Source organism: Longimicrobium sp., assembly GCF_048594345.1.
Lineage (GTDB): Bacteria > Gemmatimonadota > Gemmatimonadetes > Longimicrobiales > Longimicrobiaceae > Longimicrobium.
In genome coordinates this window covers 1-17,327 of sequence record NZ_JBMDXM010000260.1, presented here as the reverse complement: position 1 = coordinate 17,327, position 17,327 = coordinate 1, and the positions used below count along the sequence as shown (strand labels likewise).

Below are 17,327 nucleotides of genomic sequence, written 5' to 3'. Positions count from 1 at the left end.
TTCCCTGAGGGATTCACGACTGGGAAATGAGAGCGTGCGGAGCGATGCCGCGGCCGGGGACCGCGGGCAGCGTTGCACCAGAGAACTCGCCGATCACCTGCCCTGGCGGAAAAGGCGAACGGCGTCCCCGGAACGAGGGGCGTGAACGCGGGGCGGGGCCATGGGATACGGCGCACGCAAAGGCCGGAAGCGACGCGCCGCCGGCCCCACGGGGCAGGCCATTGCTGCGTAAAAAGGCGATTAACGTGAGTTCGTGGCCGAAAACATATGGCGACACACGGATCCACGCAAGGGGTGCTCGGTGCGGCGGGAGGCGTCCCTGGAGAGGGCGGAACCGTGCCCCCGCACCACCCTCCCGGGTCGGTCCGCGTGCGCGCATGCGCACACGCAACGGGCCGGCGCGCTCACGTGCGCATGGCGGCATGGGCCCGGTGTGGGGCGAGATACTCCCCCTGAACCTGCGTTCTGCCCAGCGGTACTTTGTTGCGGGAAAAGGAAATGGGCGGCGGCGCCGGTCTGGCCCCAAACGGACTTTCACACGACGGGCCGATCGATCACGGTACCAGCGGCGCGAGGGTTGTCCCCCGGTGTCGGGAGAAGAGGCCAGCGCCTGCGCCGCGTGCCCCTCCCGAGGTGCGCGACACCCGCTTCGGCGAACGGCGGACGTGGTCCCCGGTGACGAGCTGGCGCTGTACGTCCGCGTTCGTCGCAATCCGCTGCGTGGTTGTGCGCCGGGATGCGAGCCGACGGAGGATGCAGTGCGCACGAGCGGACGGCGGCCCGCGCGGCGCTCCCTCGCGATGACACCTCGCCGCCGGTTGAGAGGGGGATTCGGCACGTCCGCGAGTGTGTAAGGGCGTGATCCATTGGCGTTGCTCTCCCGGAAACCTTCAACGACATCCATTTCACGTAATCTTCTGCGCCGCAATGATTTGAGGGAAAATGGCCTCGCCGGCAATGGACGATCTTTTGAGGAAAATCTGCTCTCCGGCGCAATTGCGCCGCGTGGAACAGGGATTTTCCGTATAAACACCTGTTGCGTGTTCGCGGAGTCTCCTATATGTTTACCGCGAAGGACGCACATTATTCGCCTCTTTCCGCAGTTTGCTCCGATCCGCCTCCTGCTCCGGGACCTCACGGGTTCCTGGTCTCCGCTGGGCGTTTTCGCTGACGCACGCACGCTGAAAGACGAAGCCTGTACCCCGATCACGGTCAGAGCCGGCGGCTCGGCGCGGCGTTGCGACGCTGCCCACCGCGGCGTTCGTGCGTGCGGGCCATGGGTCGGCGCGGGCTGCATTGCACTCGCAATCCGCACGTTTATGCGGAAGACGGTGTCTGAAACGCGGAGATGCGGACACGGTGAGTGGAGGATCGGAAGAAATGCCGCAATGGCGCCGATGCGCGGGGGGCTTTTCTGATCCATTCATAAATCAAGTGTCCTGAAACGTCAGCGGAGGCCATCCTGGAGGCCCCGGAGCCTTGCGCTCCGGTCCGCCACCCGGGCGCACAACCGCGGGCCCACCGGTCTCCATCCGCCACTACGCAGGCCGATCATCCACTCTCCGCGCTCCGCGTGGGGGAGCCGACCACGCGCGCGGTGGCATCGTGTCCGGCGGGGGTCGGCTGGAGCGTGGGACACCCCATGAGCGTGGGACCCGCCGGCCGCGCGGGATTCGCGTCATCGTGGCGGGATCGAGGGTGTCTGACTCGTTTGAGGTCTATTCGTGCACACTTTGTGTACCTGACACGGTGGCATGGTACCGCAGCGCGTGACCGCGCCAGGAACATCGACAACGGATGAACCCGCGCCGCCGTCCACGGGACGGACGCGGCGCGGCTTCACGCCCGGGCACTGCCTGGAGCCGATCGACGGACGTTCGGGCGGGACGCTTCGACTCGCCCTTTCCACGCCACAGGATTTCGCACCCATGATCCAGCTCATCCCGCCCGCGCCCAGGGCGGTCACGGAGCGCCCGCACCCGGCCAAGATCCAGCTCTTTCCCAGGGGGCGCGGGCTTTTTGCGGAGCGCGCGAACCGCATTGGCACCGAGGCGGCGTTCGGCCTGGGCGCGCGCGTCGCGGAGGTGGAGGCGCTCGGCGAGCGGGTGATCCGCTGCAACATCGGGCAGCCGGACTACCCGCTCCCCGCGCACATCGCCGAGGCGCTCAAGCGGGCGATCGACGGCGGCCACACCACCTACTGTGATCCGCAGGGGATCCCGGAGCTGCGCGGCGCCATCGCCCGCACCCTGGGCGAGCGGCACGGGCTGGACATCGATCCGGGCCGGGTGGTGGTGTATCCCGGCCACCGCCCCTCCATCGGGTTCGCGCACCTGGCGTACGTGGAGGCGGGGCAGGAGGTCGTGTATCCCTCACCCGGCTACCCGCTGTACGAGTCGTTCATCCCGTACTTCGGTTCCACGCCGGTCCCCGCGGTCCTGCGCGAGGAAGACGGGTTCGGGCTCACGCGCGAGGTGCTGGAGCCGCTGCTGGGCGACCGCACCGCGCTGATCTTTCTGAACTTTCCGTCCAACCCCACGGGGGGCGTGGCCACCCGCGCGCAGCTGCGGGAGGTGGCCGAGCTCATCCTGGAGCGCACCGGCCCCCACACGCGCGTCTACTCCGACGAGTCGTACGAGGCGATCACCTTCGACGGGCACGAGCACGTGTCCATCGCCTCCATCCCCGGGATGGAGAGCCGGACGATCATCGCCTCGGGGTGCAGCAAGACGTTCTCGTGGACGGGCGGCCGGGTGGGATGGGCCGTGTACCCCACCGCGCGCGAGGCCCAGATGCACCGGCGGCTGGCCATCAACCACTTTGCCTCCATCTCGCCGTACAACCAGTGGGCCGCCGTAGAGGCGCTCACCTCGCCGCTGAGCGCCCCCGCCGTCGCGGAGATGGTGCGGGGGTTCAAGCGCCGGCGCGACCTGGTGGTCGCCGGGCTCAACGCCATCGACGAGATCCGCTGCCACACGCCGCGGGGCGGGTTCTACGTGTTTCCCAACGTGGGCGAGGCGCTGGACACGCTGGGCGCCGTGGAAGCCCACGCGCGCCTTCCCGAAGAGGTGCGGCGCGACTCCAGCCCCGCGACGCTCTTTCAGCTCTTTCTGCTGCACGAGTACCGGGTGGCCACCATGGACCGGCGCTCGTTCAGCGTGCTGGGCAGCGAGGGCCAGCACCACCTGCGGATCTCTACCGCCACCTCGGACGAGGACCTGGCCGAGTCGGTGCGCCGCATTGGCGCGGCGGCGGCCGACACGGCGGGGTTCCAGCGGTTCGTGGGGTCCGGCGCGAAGCTCACGCTCTGACCCTTCGCGGCGACGTCCGCGGCTCGCCGCCGTTTCGCCCGCGGAGCACGTGAACGCTCGCGCGGATCTTACGAGAAAAAACCTGTCAGCCATCCAAGGAGAAGCTCATGGCCCGGCCCGCGAAATACGTGAAAGACGTGGTACCGGCGATGTCGATGCGGTTCAACGGCTACGCCAACGAGATGAAGGCACGCGGTGAGGACGTGACCATCCTCTCCTTTGGCGAGGCGTTCTTCGACATTCCGCTGTACCGATTCGACACCCTGCCGTTTCCCGAGCTGTACCACTACTCCGATTCGCGGGGTCTGGTGGGGCTGCGCCAGAAGCTGGCGGCCTACTACCACGGCCAGTACGGCGTGCCGGTGAACGCCGCCAACGAGATCATCGTCACGGCCGGATCCAAGATCGGCCTGCACATGAGCTTCATGGCGCTGCTGGAGCCCGGCGACGAGGTGGTGGTGCCGGAGCCGGCGTGGGTGAGCTACAGCGAGCAGGTCCGGCTGTGCCACGGCAACCCCGTCATGGTGCCGTTTGACGTGCCGGTGGAGGAGCTGGGCGAGTGGGTCACCCCGCGCACCCGGGCCATCGTGGTCTGCTCGCCGCAGAACCCCACCGGCCGGGTGTACACGCGCGACGAGCTGCGCGCCCTGCACGCGATGGCACAGCAGCACGACGTGTACCTGATCGCCGACGAGGCGTACAGCGAGTTCCTGGCGGAGGGCGAGTACGTGTCGGTGGGCGTGGACGACCCCGACAAGGAGCACACGATCCTCTGCAACACCATGTCGAAGAACTACGGCATGTCGGGCTGGCGCATCGGCTACCTCATCTCCAACCCCCGGATGATGGAGCAGCTGCTCAAGATCAGCCAGCACCTGATGACGTGCCCGCCCACCATCCTGGAGCAGTACCTGGAGCGCCACTTTGACGAGATCCTGGAGATCACCAAGCCGCAGATCCTGGACATCGTGAAGAAGCGCACCGCGCTCGCCGACTACGCGCGCGAGCTGGGGCTTCGCTACATGGAGGGCACGGCCACCTTCTACCTGTTCGTGAGCATCGAGGACTCCGCCCTTTCGTCCGAGGAGTTCTGCCAGCGGCTGCTCTCGGAGCAGAAGGTGTGCATTGTCCCGGGGCTTGGGTACGGCGCGTCGTGCGACGGATTTGTGCGGGTGGCCGTGGGCACCGAGAGCATGGAGCGCACCCGGGCCGCGTTCCGCGCCATCAAGGACCTGATCGACGCCACGCCCCGCGCCTACGCCGACCTGGCCGAGCGGGAGTCGGGCCGCGAGCTGGCGTTCGCCGCGGGCGACTGACCCGCCGGCGCGTCCAGCCCGACGCCGCACGTGGAACGCCCCCGCCGCACGCGCGCGCGCGGCGGGTGGCGAGGCTTCCCCGCCCGTGGGGCGGAGGGCGTTGCGTGCGCACACACACGTGAAATCATGAACGGCGGTGCCGTCCCCATCCCAACCGAACGAGAAGCCCGATGTCCAACGCCCAGACGCACGAAGCAACGTACCGCGTGGTGGTGAACCACGAGGAGCAGTACTCCATCTACGCCGCCGACCGTGAGCTGCCGGCCGGGTGGCGCGACGCCGGGGTGACCGGCACCCGCGAGGCGTGCCTGGCCCACGTGGAGACGGTGTGGACCGACATGCGTCCCGCCAGCCTGCGCGCCCGGATGGAGCAGGCGGCGCGGTAGCCCGGCGGCGCAGCGCTCCGGCGCCCGCTTCCGTGCGGGGGCCGGCGGCACGCCTGGCTGAATGGACGTGTGCGTCCGATCCCCAGGGATCCGCGCGGGGTGCCGCGGCAGGGCCCGGCACCTCCACGGCACGCCCGGAGCACCCGAAAAGGAGGTCGCGAGCGGACCGGACCGGACACGTGCCAAGGTCCCCGGACGCGCTCCCGCGACAAGCTGTATCCAACCCAACTTACCAGAACAGAGGACACTTGAGCACGCAGAACGTCGATCCCACCGGTCCGGATCTGTCTCCAGCCAAGCGCGTGCTGCTGGAGGCGCGCCTGAAGGGTCTGAACCGCCCGCAGCCGATCGAGCGCGTTGCCCGGAAGGAAGCGCCCGTATCGTTTGGCCAGGAGCGGCTCTGGTTCATGGAGCGGGTGCAGCAGGGTGGCGCCGTGTACAACATTCCCACCGTGCACCGGCTGGGCGTCGTTGACGCGGCGGTGCTGGAGCGCGCCCTGGGCGAGGTGGTGCGCCGCCACGAGGTGCTGCGCACCACGTTCAACGAAGAAAACGGCACGCCCGTGCAGCGCATCGCCGACTACGCCGGCTTTTCGCTGCAGGTAGAGGACCTGTCCGGGCTGGACGCGGTGGCGCGCGAGGCGCTGGTGGCCCGGCGCGCCTCGGAAGACGCGGCGCAGCCGTTCGACCTGGTGGAGGGTCCCCTCTTTCGCGCGAAGCTGCTGCGGCTGGGAAGCGACGCGCACGCGCTGCTGCTGTGCATGCACCACATCGTGAGCGACGGGTGGAGCCTGAAGGTGCTGCTCGGCGAGATCTCGGCCCTGTACCAGGCGTTCCTGGAGGGCGGGGAGTCGCCGCTGGCGGAGCCTTCGGTTCAATACGCGGACGTGGCGGTGTGGCAGCGCGAGCAGTGGCAGGGCGGCGAAGCGGCCCGCAAGCTGGCGTACTGGACGAACCGGCTGGCGGACGCGCCGGCGGTGATGGAGCTGGCGACCGACCGCCCGCGTCCGGCGGTGCCTTCGTTCCGTGGCGGCGTGGTGCCGGTGCGCGTCCGCGCCGAGCTGCTGGAGCGGCTGCGCGAGATGGCGCGGGACGAGGGCGTGACCCTGTACATGCTGGTGCTGGCGGCCTTTCAGGTGCTGCTCGCGCGCCACAGCGGCGGCGGCGACGTCGTCGTGGGCACGCCCGTCGCCGGGCGCACCCGCGCGGAGATGGAAGGGCTGATCGGCCTGTTCGTCAACATGCTGGTGCTGCGCACCGACGCCTCGGGCGATCCCACGTTCCGCACCCTGCTGGGGCGGGTGCGCGAGGTGGCGCTGGGCGCCTACGAGCACCAGGACATGCCGTTCGAGCAACTGGTCGCTGAGCTTCAGCCCGAGCGCTCGCTGAGCCACCCCCCGCTGTTCCAGGTCGTGTTCAAGCTCGACACCGCCGACCGCCCCGAGGCCGGTGGTGAACGGCCGGAGGCGCGCGGGGACGATCGCGCGATGGGCTTCACCAAGTTCGACCTCAGCCTTTCGCTCACCGACCGCGGCGGCTGGCTTGACGGGGGGCTGACGTACAGCTCGGACCTGTACGACCGGGCCACGGCGGAGCGGATGGTCGGGCACCTGGAGCGCGTGCTGGAGCAGGTGGCCGCCAGCCCCGACCTGCGCCTGTCGGCGCTGGAGCTGATGGGCGCCGAGGAGCGCGCGTGCGTGGTGGGGGAGTGGAACCGGGCGGTCACCGTTCCCGTGGCGGGCTCGCTGCACCAGCGCTTCGAGGCGCAGGCGGCGCGCACGCCCGGCGCCGTGGCCGTGGTGTGCGGCGACCAGGCGCTCACGTACGGCGAGCTGAACGCGCGGGCGAACCGGCTGGCCCGGCGCCTTCGTGCCCTGGGCGTGGGTCCCGAGTCGCGGGTGGGCCTGTGCTCCGAGCGGTCGCCGGAGCTGATCACGGGGATCCTGGCCATCCTCAAGGCCGGCGGCGCGTACGTCCCGCTGGATCCGGCGTATCCGCCCGATCGCCTGGCGTTCATGGCGGCGGACTCCGGCGTCCGGGTGATGCTGGTGCAGCGGGCGCTGCGCGACGCGGTGCAGGCGGACGGGATCGAGCTGGTTTCGCTCAACGACGTGCCCGCCGACGAGATCGCGGACGATCTGGGCACGGCCGTGCACCCCGGCCAGCTGGCGTACGTCATCTACACGTCCGGATCCACCGGCCGGCCCAAGGGCGTGGGCGTGACGCACGACAACGTGCTGCGCCTGTTCGAAGGCACGGCCGAGTCGTTCGGCTTTGGCGAGACGGACGTGTGGACGCTCTTCCACTCCTACGCCTTTGACTTTTCCGTCTGGGAGATCTGGGGCGCGCTGCTGTACGGCGGGCGCCTGGTGGTGGTGCCGTTCCCCGTGTCGCGCGACCCCGCGGCCTTCCATGCGCTGCTGCGCCGCGAGGGGGTGACGGTGCTGAACCAGACGCCCTCGGCCTTTCGCGCGCTTTCGACCGTGGACGAGGCGGCCGGCGAGCCGCTGGACGCGCTGCGCGTGGTGGTCTTTGGCGGCGAGGCGCTGCAGTTCGGTTCGCTGCGCGGGTGGCTGGACCGCTACGGCCCCCAGCGTCCGCGGCTGGTGAACATGTACGGCATCACCGAAACCACGGTGCACGTGACCTGGCACACGGTGACGGGCGCCGAGCTGCGGCGGGAGCACGCGGGAAGCCGCGTGGGCGTGGCCATCCCCGACCTGCGCGCGTACGTGGTGGACCCCACGGGCAGGCCCGCGCCCATCGGCATTCCCGGAGAGCTGTACGTGGGCGGCGCCGGCCTGGCCCGCGGCTACCTGGGCCGCGCGGCGCTCACGGCGCAGCGCTTTGTTCCGGATGCGTTCTCCGGCGAGGCGGGCGCCCGGCTGTACCGCTCGGGCGACCGGGCCCGCTGGCTTGCGGACGGGACGCTGGAGTACCTGGGCCGCATCGACCAGCAGGTCAAGGTGCGCGGCTTCCGGATCGAGCTGGGCGAGATCGAGTCGGTGCTGCTGGCCCAGCCGGGCGTGACGGCGGCGGCGGTGATCGTACGCGGCGAGGGCGAGTCGGCGGCGCTGGTGGGCTACGTGGTGGCCACGGCCGACGCCGCCACGCCGTCGGGGCTGCGCGACGCGCTGCGGCAGCACCTGCCCGAGCACATGGTGCCCGTGGCGGTGGTCCCCATCGACCGTATTCCCCTGACGACCAACGGCAAGCTGGACCGCCGCGCGCTCCCCGCGCCGCAGTTTACCCTTGCCGAGCCGGAGGACAGCGAGCCGTGCAACTACGTGGAGGTGCAGCTGATCCAGATCTGGGAGGAGCACCTGGAGATCCAGGGGATCGGGCCCACGCAGAACTTCTTTGACCTGGGCGGCAACTCGCTGCTGGCCCTGCGCCTGTTCGCGGACGTCAACAAGCGGTTCGAGTGCGACCTGCCCCTGTCCATCCTGTTCACGGGTGCCACCGTGCGGGAGATGGCCAACGCCATCGAGGAGCAGCGCAACTCGGCGTCCGGCGGCCCCGCGTCGCTCGTGCCGCTGCAGCCGCTGGGTGACGTGGCGCCGATCTTCTTTGTCCACTCGGCGGACCGCAACGTCATGGGCTACGTGAACATCGTGCGCCACCTGGGCAGCGCGCAGCCGGCGTACGGGCTGCGCGACGTGGGCGATACCGCCCGCCCGCTGGCGCAGATCGCGTCCGAGCACATCGAGACGATCCGGACCGTGCAGCCCGAGGGTCCGTATTACCTGGTGGGCTGGTGCTTTGGCGGGCACGTGGCGTCGGAGATGGCGCTGCAGCTGGAAGCGGCCGGGGAAACGGTGGCGTTCCTGGGGCTGATGGACGCGATGTCGGTGGATATCGCGCAGCTGCGCCCGTCGCCTCCGGACGCGGAGCTCGTCCATTCGCTTTCGCTGAACGTCGCCTGGCGCATGGAGCGCCCGTTCACGGCCACACTCGAGATGTTCGAGGGGCTGAGCCTGGACCAGGCGCTGGACCGCGCGGTGGAGGAGCTTCACGCCCAGAACGCCGCCCCGGCCAGCTTTACGGTGGACCTGTTCCGCGAGCTGTACCAGATCATCCGCGACCGGGCGCAGTCGCTCAAGGGGAACGTCCCCCGCAAGCTCGCATGCACCATCACGCTCTTCCGCGCGACCTTCGACCGCGAGCGCTGGGACGCGTACTTCGCCCCCTTCACGCCCGAGGAGCGGTCGACGATGGGGTGGTGCCGGCACGCGTCCACCCCCGTGCAGGTGTTTCCCGTGCCCGGGAACCACGCCAGCCTGGGCTCGGAGCCGCACGTCCGCGTGCTCGCGCAGCACATGGCCGAAGCGGTGGCCGAAGTGCGGGCGCGCCTGGAGGTGCCCGCCGGGGTCTGACGGACGGGATGGCGCGGCCCGGTCGCGGGGCCGTGGACGGTGCCGCGGCGGGGGAAGTTTACCCGCCGCAGTACGCGGCTCAGGGTTTTCGGCAGAGCCCCACGCCGCACGGCGGCAGGCGTGCCGCCCATGAATCCGGGGGAGGGCTGGTCCGGGTGGATCAGCCCTCGCGCGGCGCCGCGACACGGGCCGTGTGATTGTTTCATTCATGTCGATCAGGAGTAGTGCACGCCCGTGAGCGGGCCCGTTCCGGGATCGCGGCGGCGGCGGATGTCGCTCCCGACCGGGTTCGTAGCCAGCCGCGGTGAACCACGACGCCGCTCATCGCCGTGCCGTGAAGGTGTGGAGGTGTGGAGGTGTGGAGGTGTGAAGGTGTGGAGGTGTGGAGGAACAGGGGTCGAAGGGCCGCTGAACGCCGGGGCACTGGCACCTCGGCAGCCCCGCGCGGCAGCTCGCGTGCACCATCTCCCCCAAGATCATCGGTGCTCCGGCCCGTGCGCGTCCGTGAGGCGCGGCGCGGGCCGGCTGTTCCCGAACCACGATCGCGTGGCATTCGGCCGGCGTGCGGCCGTTTCCCCGATCCCGTGGTCCGGGGCCCCGTGTTGTCCGGAACGGTTTGCCCGGGGCTGCGCGGGAACCACCGCTGGGCGAGGGGCGCCGGGACGAACTTTGTTTGATTTGCTGGATGGAAAGCCCGCCGCGTGCACTGCTGGTCTTGTACCGAATCCGCAAAAAGATTGGGCACGCAGAGGAAGCGGAGGAAGCAGAGAACTGCAGGTAGAAACCTCTGCTTCCTCTGCTCCCGCTGCGTGACAACCTGCAGTTGGGGAATACGGAGTGGATTTGCGGACCAGGTACTACGCTTCGCGTGACGGCGCGTGACGGCGCGTGACGGCGCGTGGCGCTGCGTCGGCTGGGGCGTGGGGCGCGGATTCGCCCCGGGCGGAGCGGGAAGGACGGGCAGCACCGGGATGGCGCGTTTCGGCGCGGGCCTGAGCAGGCCCGCGCAATCCAACGAAGGTGAGGAAAACCGTATGGTCAGCTCCAACGATCGCGGCGCAGCCGCGGCAGACCCGGCCACCGTCTCGACGGCCCGTATCTACCTTCCCGGCGGGATCGTGACCCCGGCGGACGGCGGCCAACCGTCCGCGGCGGTGGACGCCGCGCCGGAGGACCAGGACGCGGGCTCGGCGAGCCTGGGCGAGCTGATCGGCCGCGAGCGCCGGCGCCACGCCGAAACGCGCGCGGCCGCGGAGCCCCTGGCCGACGCCGCCGGCGCGCGGGTTTGCTGCGTGCTGTGCTTTAACCGCGACGCGGAGCGGACGGTGGAGGACGCCGGATGATCATGCCCGTTGACGCGGTGTTCTCCGGCCCGCCGGCCGCGCCGGAGCCGTTGCCGTTGAGCGAGGCCGACCGCCGCCTGGTGATGGTGGAGTTCAACCGCACGGACGCCCCGTTCCGCGCGGGCGTGTGCATGCACCAGCTGTTCGAGGAGCAGGTGGCGCGCACGCCCGACGCCCCCGCCGCCACCTGCGAGGACCGCACGCTCACCTACGCCGGGCTCAACGCGGCGGCCAACCGACTGGCGCACCACCTGCGCGCCGTGGGCGTGGGCCCCGAGGTGCGCGTGGGGATCTGCCAGACGCGCGGGCTGGAGCTGCTGGTCTCGCTGCTGGCCGTGCTCAAGGCCGGCGGCGCCTACGTGCCGCTGGACCCCGCCTATCCCGCCGACCGCCTGGCGTTCACCCTGCGCGACGCGCGGGTGGCGGTGCTGCTGACCGACACCGCGCTGCGCGGCCTGGTGCCCGTTCCCGACGGCGTGCAGGTGGTATGCGTGGACGAGGCCGCGGACCGGATCGCGCGCGAGCGGGCGGACGATCCGCGCAGCGGCGTGTCGGCCCGCAACCTGGGCTACCTGATCTACACCTCGGGATCGACCGGCGTCCCCAAGGGCGTCGCCATCGAGCACGAGAGCGCCGTCGTCCTGCTGTGCTGGGCGGCCGATTTGCACACGGCCGAGGAGCTGGGGGGGATGCTGGCCTCCACCTCCATCTGCTTCGACCTGTCCATCTACGAGATCTTTCTCCCCCTCTCCCGGGGCGGACGGATGATCATCGTCGACAACGCGCTGGCCCTGCCCGCGTCCAGGGCGGCGGACCAGGTGCGGCTGATCAACTCCGTCCCTTCCGCGGCCTGGGCGCTGGTCAAGACCGGCGGCATCCCCGCAGGGGTGACGACGGTGAACCTGGCCGGCGAGCCGCTGCGCACCGAGCTGGTGGACGCGCTCTACGCCGGGGGCGTCGGGCGCGTGTACGACCTGTACGGCCCTTCCGAAGACACCACCTACAGCACGTACACCCTGCGCCGCGCCGGCGCGCCCCCCACCATCGGCCGGCCGATCAGCAACACGCGGGCGTACGTGCTGGACGAGCGCATGCGGCCCGTCGGCGTAGGCGTGATCGGCGAGCTGTACCTGGCCGGGCTGGGCCTGGCCCGCGGCTACCTGGGGCGCCCGGGGCTCACGGCCGACCGCTTTATCCCCGATCCCTTTGGCGCGGTGGCGGGCGGGCGGATGTACCGCACCGGCGACCGCGTGCGGTGGAATGCCGAGGGAAACCTGGAGTACCTGGGTCGCTTCGACCACCAGGTAAAGATCCGGGGCTTTCGCGTGGAGCTGGGCGAGATCGAGAGCGCGCTGCGCGGCTATCCCGGCGTACGCGACTGCGTGGTGGTGGCGCGCGAGGACGTGCCGGGCGAAAAGCGCCTGGCCGCGTACCTTGTGGGCGGCGACGGCGACGCGGAGGCGCTGCGCGCGCACCTGCGCCGCACGCTGCCGGAGCACTTTGTTCCCGCGGCGTTCGTCACGCTGGACGAGATGCCGCTGACGCCCAACGGCAAGCTGGACCGCAAGGCCCTGCCCGCGCCCGACCTGAGCGCGGCGCGGGAGGCGTACGAGGCCCCGCGCACCCCCGCGGAAGAGGTGCTGGCGGGGATCTGGGCGCAGGCGCTGGGGCTGGAGCGCGTCGGCATTACCGACAACGTGTTCGCCCTGGGCGCGGAGTCGCTGGTGGCCACGCGCGCCGCGTCCGCCATTCGCCAGGCGTTCGGTGTGGAACTGTCGGTGCGCACGATGTTCGAGGCGCGCACGGTGGCGGAGCAGGCGGAGCGGGTAGAGGCCGCCCGCCATGCGGGGCGCCCCGCGCTGCCCCCGATCGTTCCCCTGCCGCGCACGGGCGAAGCGCCGCTCTCCTTTGGTCAGGAGCGGCTGTGGTACCTGGACCGGGTGGAGCCCGGCAAGGCCGCCTACAACGTGGCCGCCGTCGCCCGGCTGTCCGGCCCGCTGGACGTTCCCGCGCTGGAGCGCGCGCTGGGCGAGATCCAGCGCCGCCACCAGGCGCTGCGCACCACGTTCCGCGAGCGCGACGGCGGGGCGGTGCAGGCGATCGCGCCGTTCACCGGCCTTGCCCTGCCGTTGGAGGACCTGTCCTCGCTGGCGATGGACGCCGCCGAGGCCGAGGCCGCGCGCCGCGTGGAGGCCGAGGCGGCGCTGCCGTTCGACCTGGCCGCCGGGCCGCTCTTCCGTCCGCGGCTGCTGCGGCTGGCGGACGGCGAGCACGTGCTGATGATGAGCATGCACCACGCCCTGAGCGACGGGTGGAGCATGGACGTGCTGTACCGCGAGCTGGGGGAGATCTACACGGCCTTCGTGGAGGGGCGCGAGTCGCCGCTGGCGGAGCCCGCGCTGCAGTACGCCGATTACGCGGCCTGGCAGCAGGCGCACCTGCGCGGCCCCTGGCTGCGGGAGGGTGTGGCGTGGTGGAAGGAGCGGCTGGCCGGCGCGCCCGCGCTGCTGGAGCTGCCCACCGATTGTTCGCGCCCCGCCGTGCAGACGTACGCGGGCGCCCGCGAGACGATCGCCTTTCCGCTGGAGCTGGCGGAGCGGCTGGAGACGCTGGCGCGCCGCGAGGGCGGGTCGCTGTACATGGTGCTGCTGGCCGCCTTTCAGGCCCTGCTGGGCCGCTACGCCGGCACGGACGACGTGGTGGTCGCCAGCCCCATCGCGGGGCGCACGCGCGGCGAGGTGCAGGACGTCATCGGCTTCTTTACCAACACGCTGGTCCTGCGCACCGACCTGTCCGGCGACCCCCGCTTTGGCGAGCTGCTGCGGCGGGTGCGCGAGGTCACGCTCGACGCGTACGAGCACCAGGACGTGCCGCTGGAGCAGGTGGTGCGCGCGGTGCACCCCGGCCGCTCGCTGGCCCACGCCCCCGTGTTCCAGGTGATGTTCGTGCTGCAGACGGGCGGGGCGGGGCCGCGGCTCCCCGGCGTCGCAGCGCGCATCAGCGAGACCCATCCGGGCACCTCCAAGCTGGACCTGACGCTCTCCATCACCCGCGAGGCGGACGGGCTGAGCGGCTACCTGGAGTACGGCACCGACCTGTTTCACGCGGCCACCGCGCGGCGGATGGTGGGCCACCTGCGCACCCTGCTGGAGCAGGTGTCGACGGATCCCGGCCTCACCCTGTCCCGCGTGCGGCTGCTGGACGACGACGAGCGCGCGCGGGTCGTGGGCGAGTGGAACCGCACGGAGGCGGCGTATCCGGCGGAATCGGCCCTCCACCGATGGTTCGAGGCGCAGGCGGAGCGCACGCCCGACGCGGCGGCGGTGGTTTACGGGGCCGGGACGGTGACGTACGCGCAGCTGGACGCGCGGGCCAACCGCCTGGCGAACCACCTGGTGCGGATGGGGATCGCCCCCGAAGTGCGGGTGGCGATCTGCCTGCACCCCGGCGCGGAGATGATCGTCTCCGTTCTGGCCGTGCTCAAGGCGGGCGGCGCGTACGTGCCGCTGGACCCCGGCTCGCCGGTGGAGCGGCTGCGGATGATGCTGCGGGATTCCGGCGTGGCGGCGGTGCTTACGCAGGACGCGCTGCGCGGCACGCTCCCCGTGCCCGGGGGCGTGCGCGTGGTGGCCGTGGACGGCGAGGCGGCGGAGATCGCCGTGGAATCCGCGGCGCGTGTGGACGGCGGCGCGGGGCCGCGCTCGCTGGCGTACGTCATCTACACCTCCGGCAGCACCGGCGTCCCCAAGGGCGTGGGCGTGGAGCACCGCTCCGCCTGCAACCTGGTCCCCGAGCTGGTGCGCATCCTGTCGCTGGAACCGGGCTCGCGCTCGCTGCTGCTGGCGCCGCTGCACTTTGACGCGTCGGTGGCGGAGATCTTTGCCGCGCTGGCCGCCGGTGCCGCGCTCTACCTGCCCGACCCCGCCGAGGCGGTGCCGGGGCCGGAGATGCTGGAACTGCTGCGCCGCGAGTGCATCACCCACACCAAGTTCACCCCCTCCGCCCTCGCCGCGCTGCCGGCGGCCGAGCTTCCCGCGCTGGCCACGCTGGTCGTGGGCGGCGAGGCGTGCACGGCCGACCTGGTGTCGCGCTGGGGCGGGGACCGGCGCTTCGTGAACGTCTACGGGCCCACGGAAGCCACGGTGCGCGTGAGCGCCGCCGTGTGTGCGCCGGGGCAGGGCAAGCCGGCGATCGGCCGGCCGATGGCGAACACGCGGCTGTACGTGCTGGACGCCGCGGGCACGCCGTCGCCGGTGGGTGTGCCGGGCGAGCTGTACGTGGGCGGCGTGCAGCTGGCGCGCGGCTACCTGGGCCGCCCGTCGCTCACGGCCCGGTGCTTTGTCCCCGACGCGCTGGGCGGCGAGCCCGGCGCGCGGCTGTACCGCACGGGCGACCGCGTCCGCTGGCTGGCGGACGGCACGCTGGAGTACCTGGGCCGCCTGGACGCGCAGGTCAAGATCCGCGGCTACCGCATCGAGCTGGGCGAGATCGACGCCACCCTGCGCCGCCACCCCGCCGTGCGCGACTGCGCCGTGGTGGCGCGCGAGGACGTGCCCGGCGACCGCCGCCTGGTGGCCTACGTGGCGGCCGACGCCGGCGCGGAGGCGCTGCGCGCGCACCTGCGGCTGAGCCTCCCCGAGTACATGGTGCCGGCGGCGTTCGTCGCCCTCGACACGCTGCCGCTGAACGCCAACGGCAAGCTGGACCGCAAGGCGCTCCCCGCGCCCGAGTACGCCGCCGCGGAGGCGTGCTACGTCGCGCCCCGCACCGTGACCGAAGAGGTGCTGGCGGGGATCTGGGCCGAGATGCTGCGCCTGGAGCGTGTGGGCGTTCACGACGACTTCTTTGCCCTGGGCGGGCATTCGCTGCTGGCGACGCGCCTGGCGTGGCGCATGGGTGACGTGTTCGGCACCGGGGTGTCGGTGCGCGCGGTGCTGGAGGCGCCCACCATTGCCCGGCTGGCGGAGCGGGTGGAGCGGTCGCGCGGGACGGACGCGCCGCGGATGGCGCCGGTGGTCCGGGTGCAGCGCAAGGACGCCATGCCGCTGTCCTTTGCGCAGGAGCGGCTGTGGTTTCTGGACCAGATGCAGCCCGGCAGCGCCTTCTACAACGTCGCCGAGGCGCTGCGGCTTTCCGGCGCGCTGAACGTGCCGGCGCTGGAGCGCGCCCTGGGCGAGATCGTGCGCCGCCACGAGGTGCTGCGCACCACCCTGCGCCAGCGCGACGGCCGCGCCGTGCAGGTGATCGCGCCCTTTGGCCTGGCCCTTCCCCTGGGCTTTGCGCTGCCGGTGGAGGACCTGTCCGCGCTGGGCGCGGCGGAGCGCGAGGGGGAGGCGTCGCGCCGCGTGGCGGACGAGGCGGCGCGCCCGTTCGACCTGGCGGCGGGCCCGCTCTTTCGCGCGCGGCTGCTGCGGCTGGCGGCGGACGCGCACGTGCTGCTGCTGACCCTGCACCACGCCGCGACCGACGGGTGGAGCATGGGCGTGCTGTACCGCGAGCTGTCGGCGCTGTACGAGGCGTACGCGGACCATCGCGCGTCGCCGCTGGCGGAGCCGGCGGTGCAGTACGCGGACTACGCCGTGTGGCAGCGCGAGCAGCTGCGGGGCGAGGTGCTGGAGCGGCAGATCGGCTACTGGAAGGGCCGGCTTTCCGGCGCGCCCGCGCTGCTGGAGCTGCCCACCGACCATCCGCGCCCGGCGGTGCAGTCCAGCCGCGGCGCCGAAGAGCCCGTGGCGCTGCCGACGGAGCTGCTGGCGCCGCTGCAGGCCCTTGCCCGCGCGGAGGGCGCCACGCTGTACATGGTGGTGCTGGCCGCCTTTCAGACGCTGCTGGCCCGCTACTCCGGCGGCGACGACGTGGTGGTGGGCAGCCCCATCGCCGGGCGCACGCGCCCCGAGGTAGAGGGGCTGATCGGCTTTTTCGTCAACACGCTGGTGATGCGGACGGACCTGTCCGGCGATCCGGGGTTCCGCGAGGTGCTGCGCCGGGTGCGCGCCGCCACGCTGGGCGCGTACGAGCACCAGGACGTGCCGTTCGAGCGGCTGGTGGAGGAACTGCAGCCGGAGCGCAGCCTGAGCCACGCCCCTCTATTCCAGGTGCTGTTCACCCTGGTCCCCGCCGCCCCGGCGCCGCGCCTGGGCCCGGTGCGGGTGCAGCACGCCCACGCAGGCGGCACCACCGCCAAGTTCGACCTGGCGCTGGCGCTGGCGGGTGACGCGAGCGGGGTGACGGGGTCGCTGGAGTACAGCACGGACCTGTTCGAGCGCGGCACCGTGCAGCGGATGATTCGGCACTTTGTGCGGGTGCTGGAGCAGGTGTCTGTGGACGCGGATCTCGCCGTCAGCCGGCTGGAGCTGCTGGGGGACGAGGAGCGGCGGACGGTGGTGGAGGCGTGGAACCGCACGGAAGCGGCGTACCCCGCGGACGCGTGCGTCCACACGCTGGTCGAAGCGCGGGCGGCGCGGACGCCGGACGCCGTAGCCGTGGTGTCGGGCGGGGTGCCGCTCACCTACGCGGAGCTGAACGGTCGGGCGAACCGCCTGGCGCGGCACCTGGTCCGGCTGGGCGTGGGCCCGGAGGTGCGGGTGGGCGTCTG

General features: G+C 71.8%; 6 protein-coding genes. All 6 read left to right on the top strand.

Annotated features, from left to right (window positions below; all coding sequences use genetic code 11):
* Positions 1-1,928: 1,928 nt before the first annotated feature.
* A complete protein-coding gene (locus tag ACOJUJ_RS27595) occupies positions 1,929-3,311 on the top strand; it encodes a pyridoxal phosphate-dependent aminotransferase (RefSeq protein ID WP_420130156.1) in 1,383 nt (460 codons plus the stop codon).
* Positions 3,312-3,418: 107 nt separating this feature from the next.
* The gene (locus ACOJUJ_RS27590; protein WP_420130155.1) at positions 3,419-4,627 is read left to right on the top strand and encodes a pyridoxal phosphate-dependent aminotransferase; all 1,209 of its coding nucleotides are present in this window, start codon (positions 3,419-3,421) and stop codon (positions 4,625-4,627) included.
* A 170-nt stretch (positions 4,628-4,797) separates the two neighbouring features.
* Positions 4,798-5,013: an MbtH family protein gene (locus tag ACOJUJ_RS27585; RefSeq protein ID WP_420130154.1), complete on the top strand. Its 216-nt coding sequence runs from the start codon at positions 4,798-4,800 to the stop codon at positions 5,011-5,013.
* 248 nt (positions 5,014-5,261) lie between these two features.
* Positions 5,262-9,389, top strand: a complete 4,128-nt coding sequence (locus ACOJUJ_RS27580; protein ID WP_420130153.1) for a non-ribosomal peptide synthetase — start codon at positions 5,262-5,264, stop codon at positions 9,387-9,389.
* A gap of 1,034 nt (positions 9,390-10,423) precedes the next feature.
* Entirely contained in the window at positions 10,424-10,732 is a 309-nt protein-coding gene (locus ACOJUJ_RS27575; RefSeq protein ID WP_420130152.1) for a hypothetical protein, read from the top strand.
* The coding region (locus tag ACOJUJ_RS27570) for an amino acid adenylation domain-containing protein (protein ID WP_420130151.1) at positions 10,729-17,327 on the top strand (6,599 nt) is incomplete at its 3' end. The genes ACOJUJ_RS27575 and ACOJUJ_RS27570, both read left to right, overlap by 4 nt.

Coding starts and splice junctions, on each gene's coding strand:
- ACOJUJ_RS27595 (WP_420130156.1), top strand. CDS start 1,929: ATGATCCAGCTCATCCCGCCCGCGCCCAGGGCGGTCACGGAGCGCCCG.
- ACOJUJ_RS27590 (WP_420130155.1), top strand. CDS start 3,419: ATGGCCCGGCCCGCGAAATACGTGAAAGACGTGGTACCGGCGATGTCG.
- ACOJUJ_RS27585 (WP_420130154.1), top strand. CDS start 4,798: ATGTCCAACGCCCAGACGCACGAAGCAACGTACCGCGTGGTGGTGAAC.
- ACOJUJ_RS27575 (WP_420130152.1), top strand. CDS start 10,424: ATGGTCAGCTCCAACGATCGCGGCGCAGCCGCGGCAGACCCGGCCACC.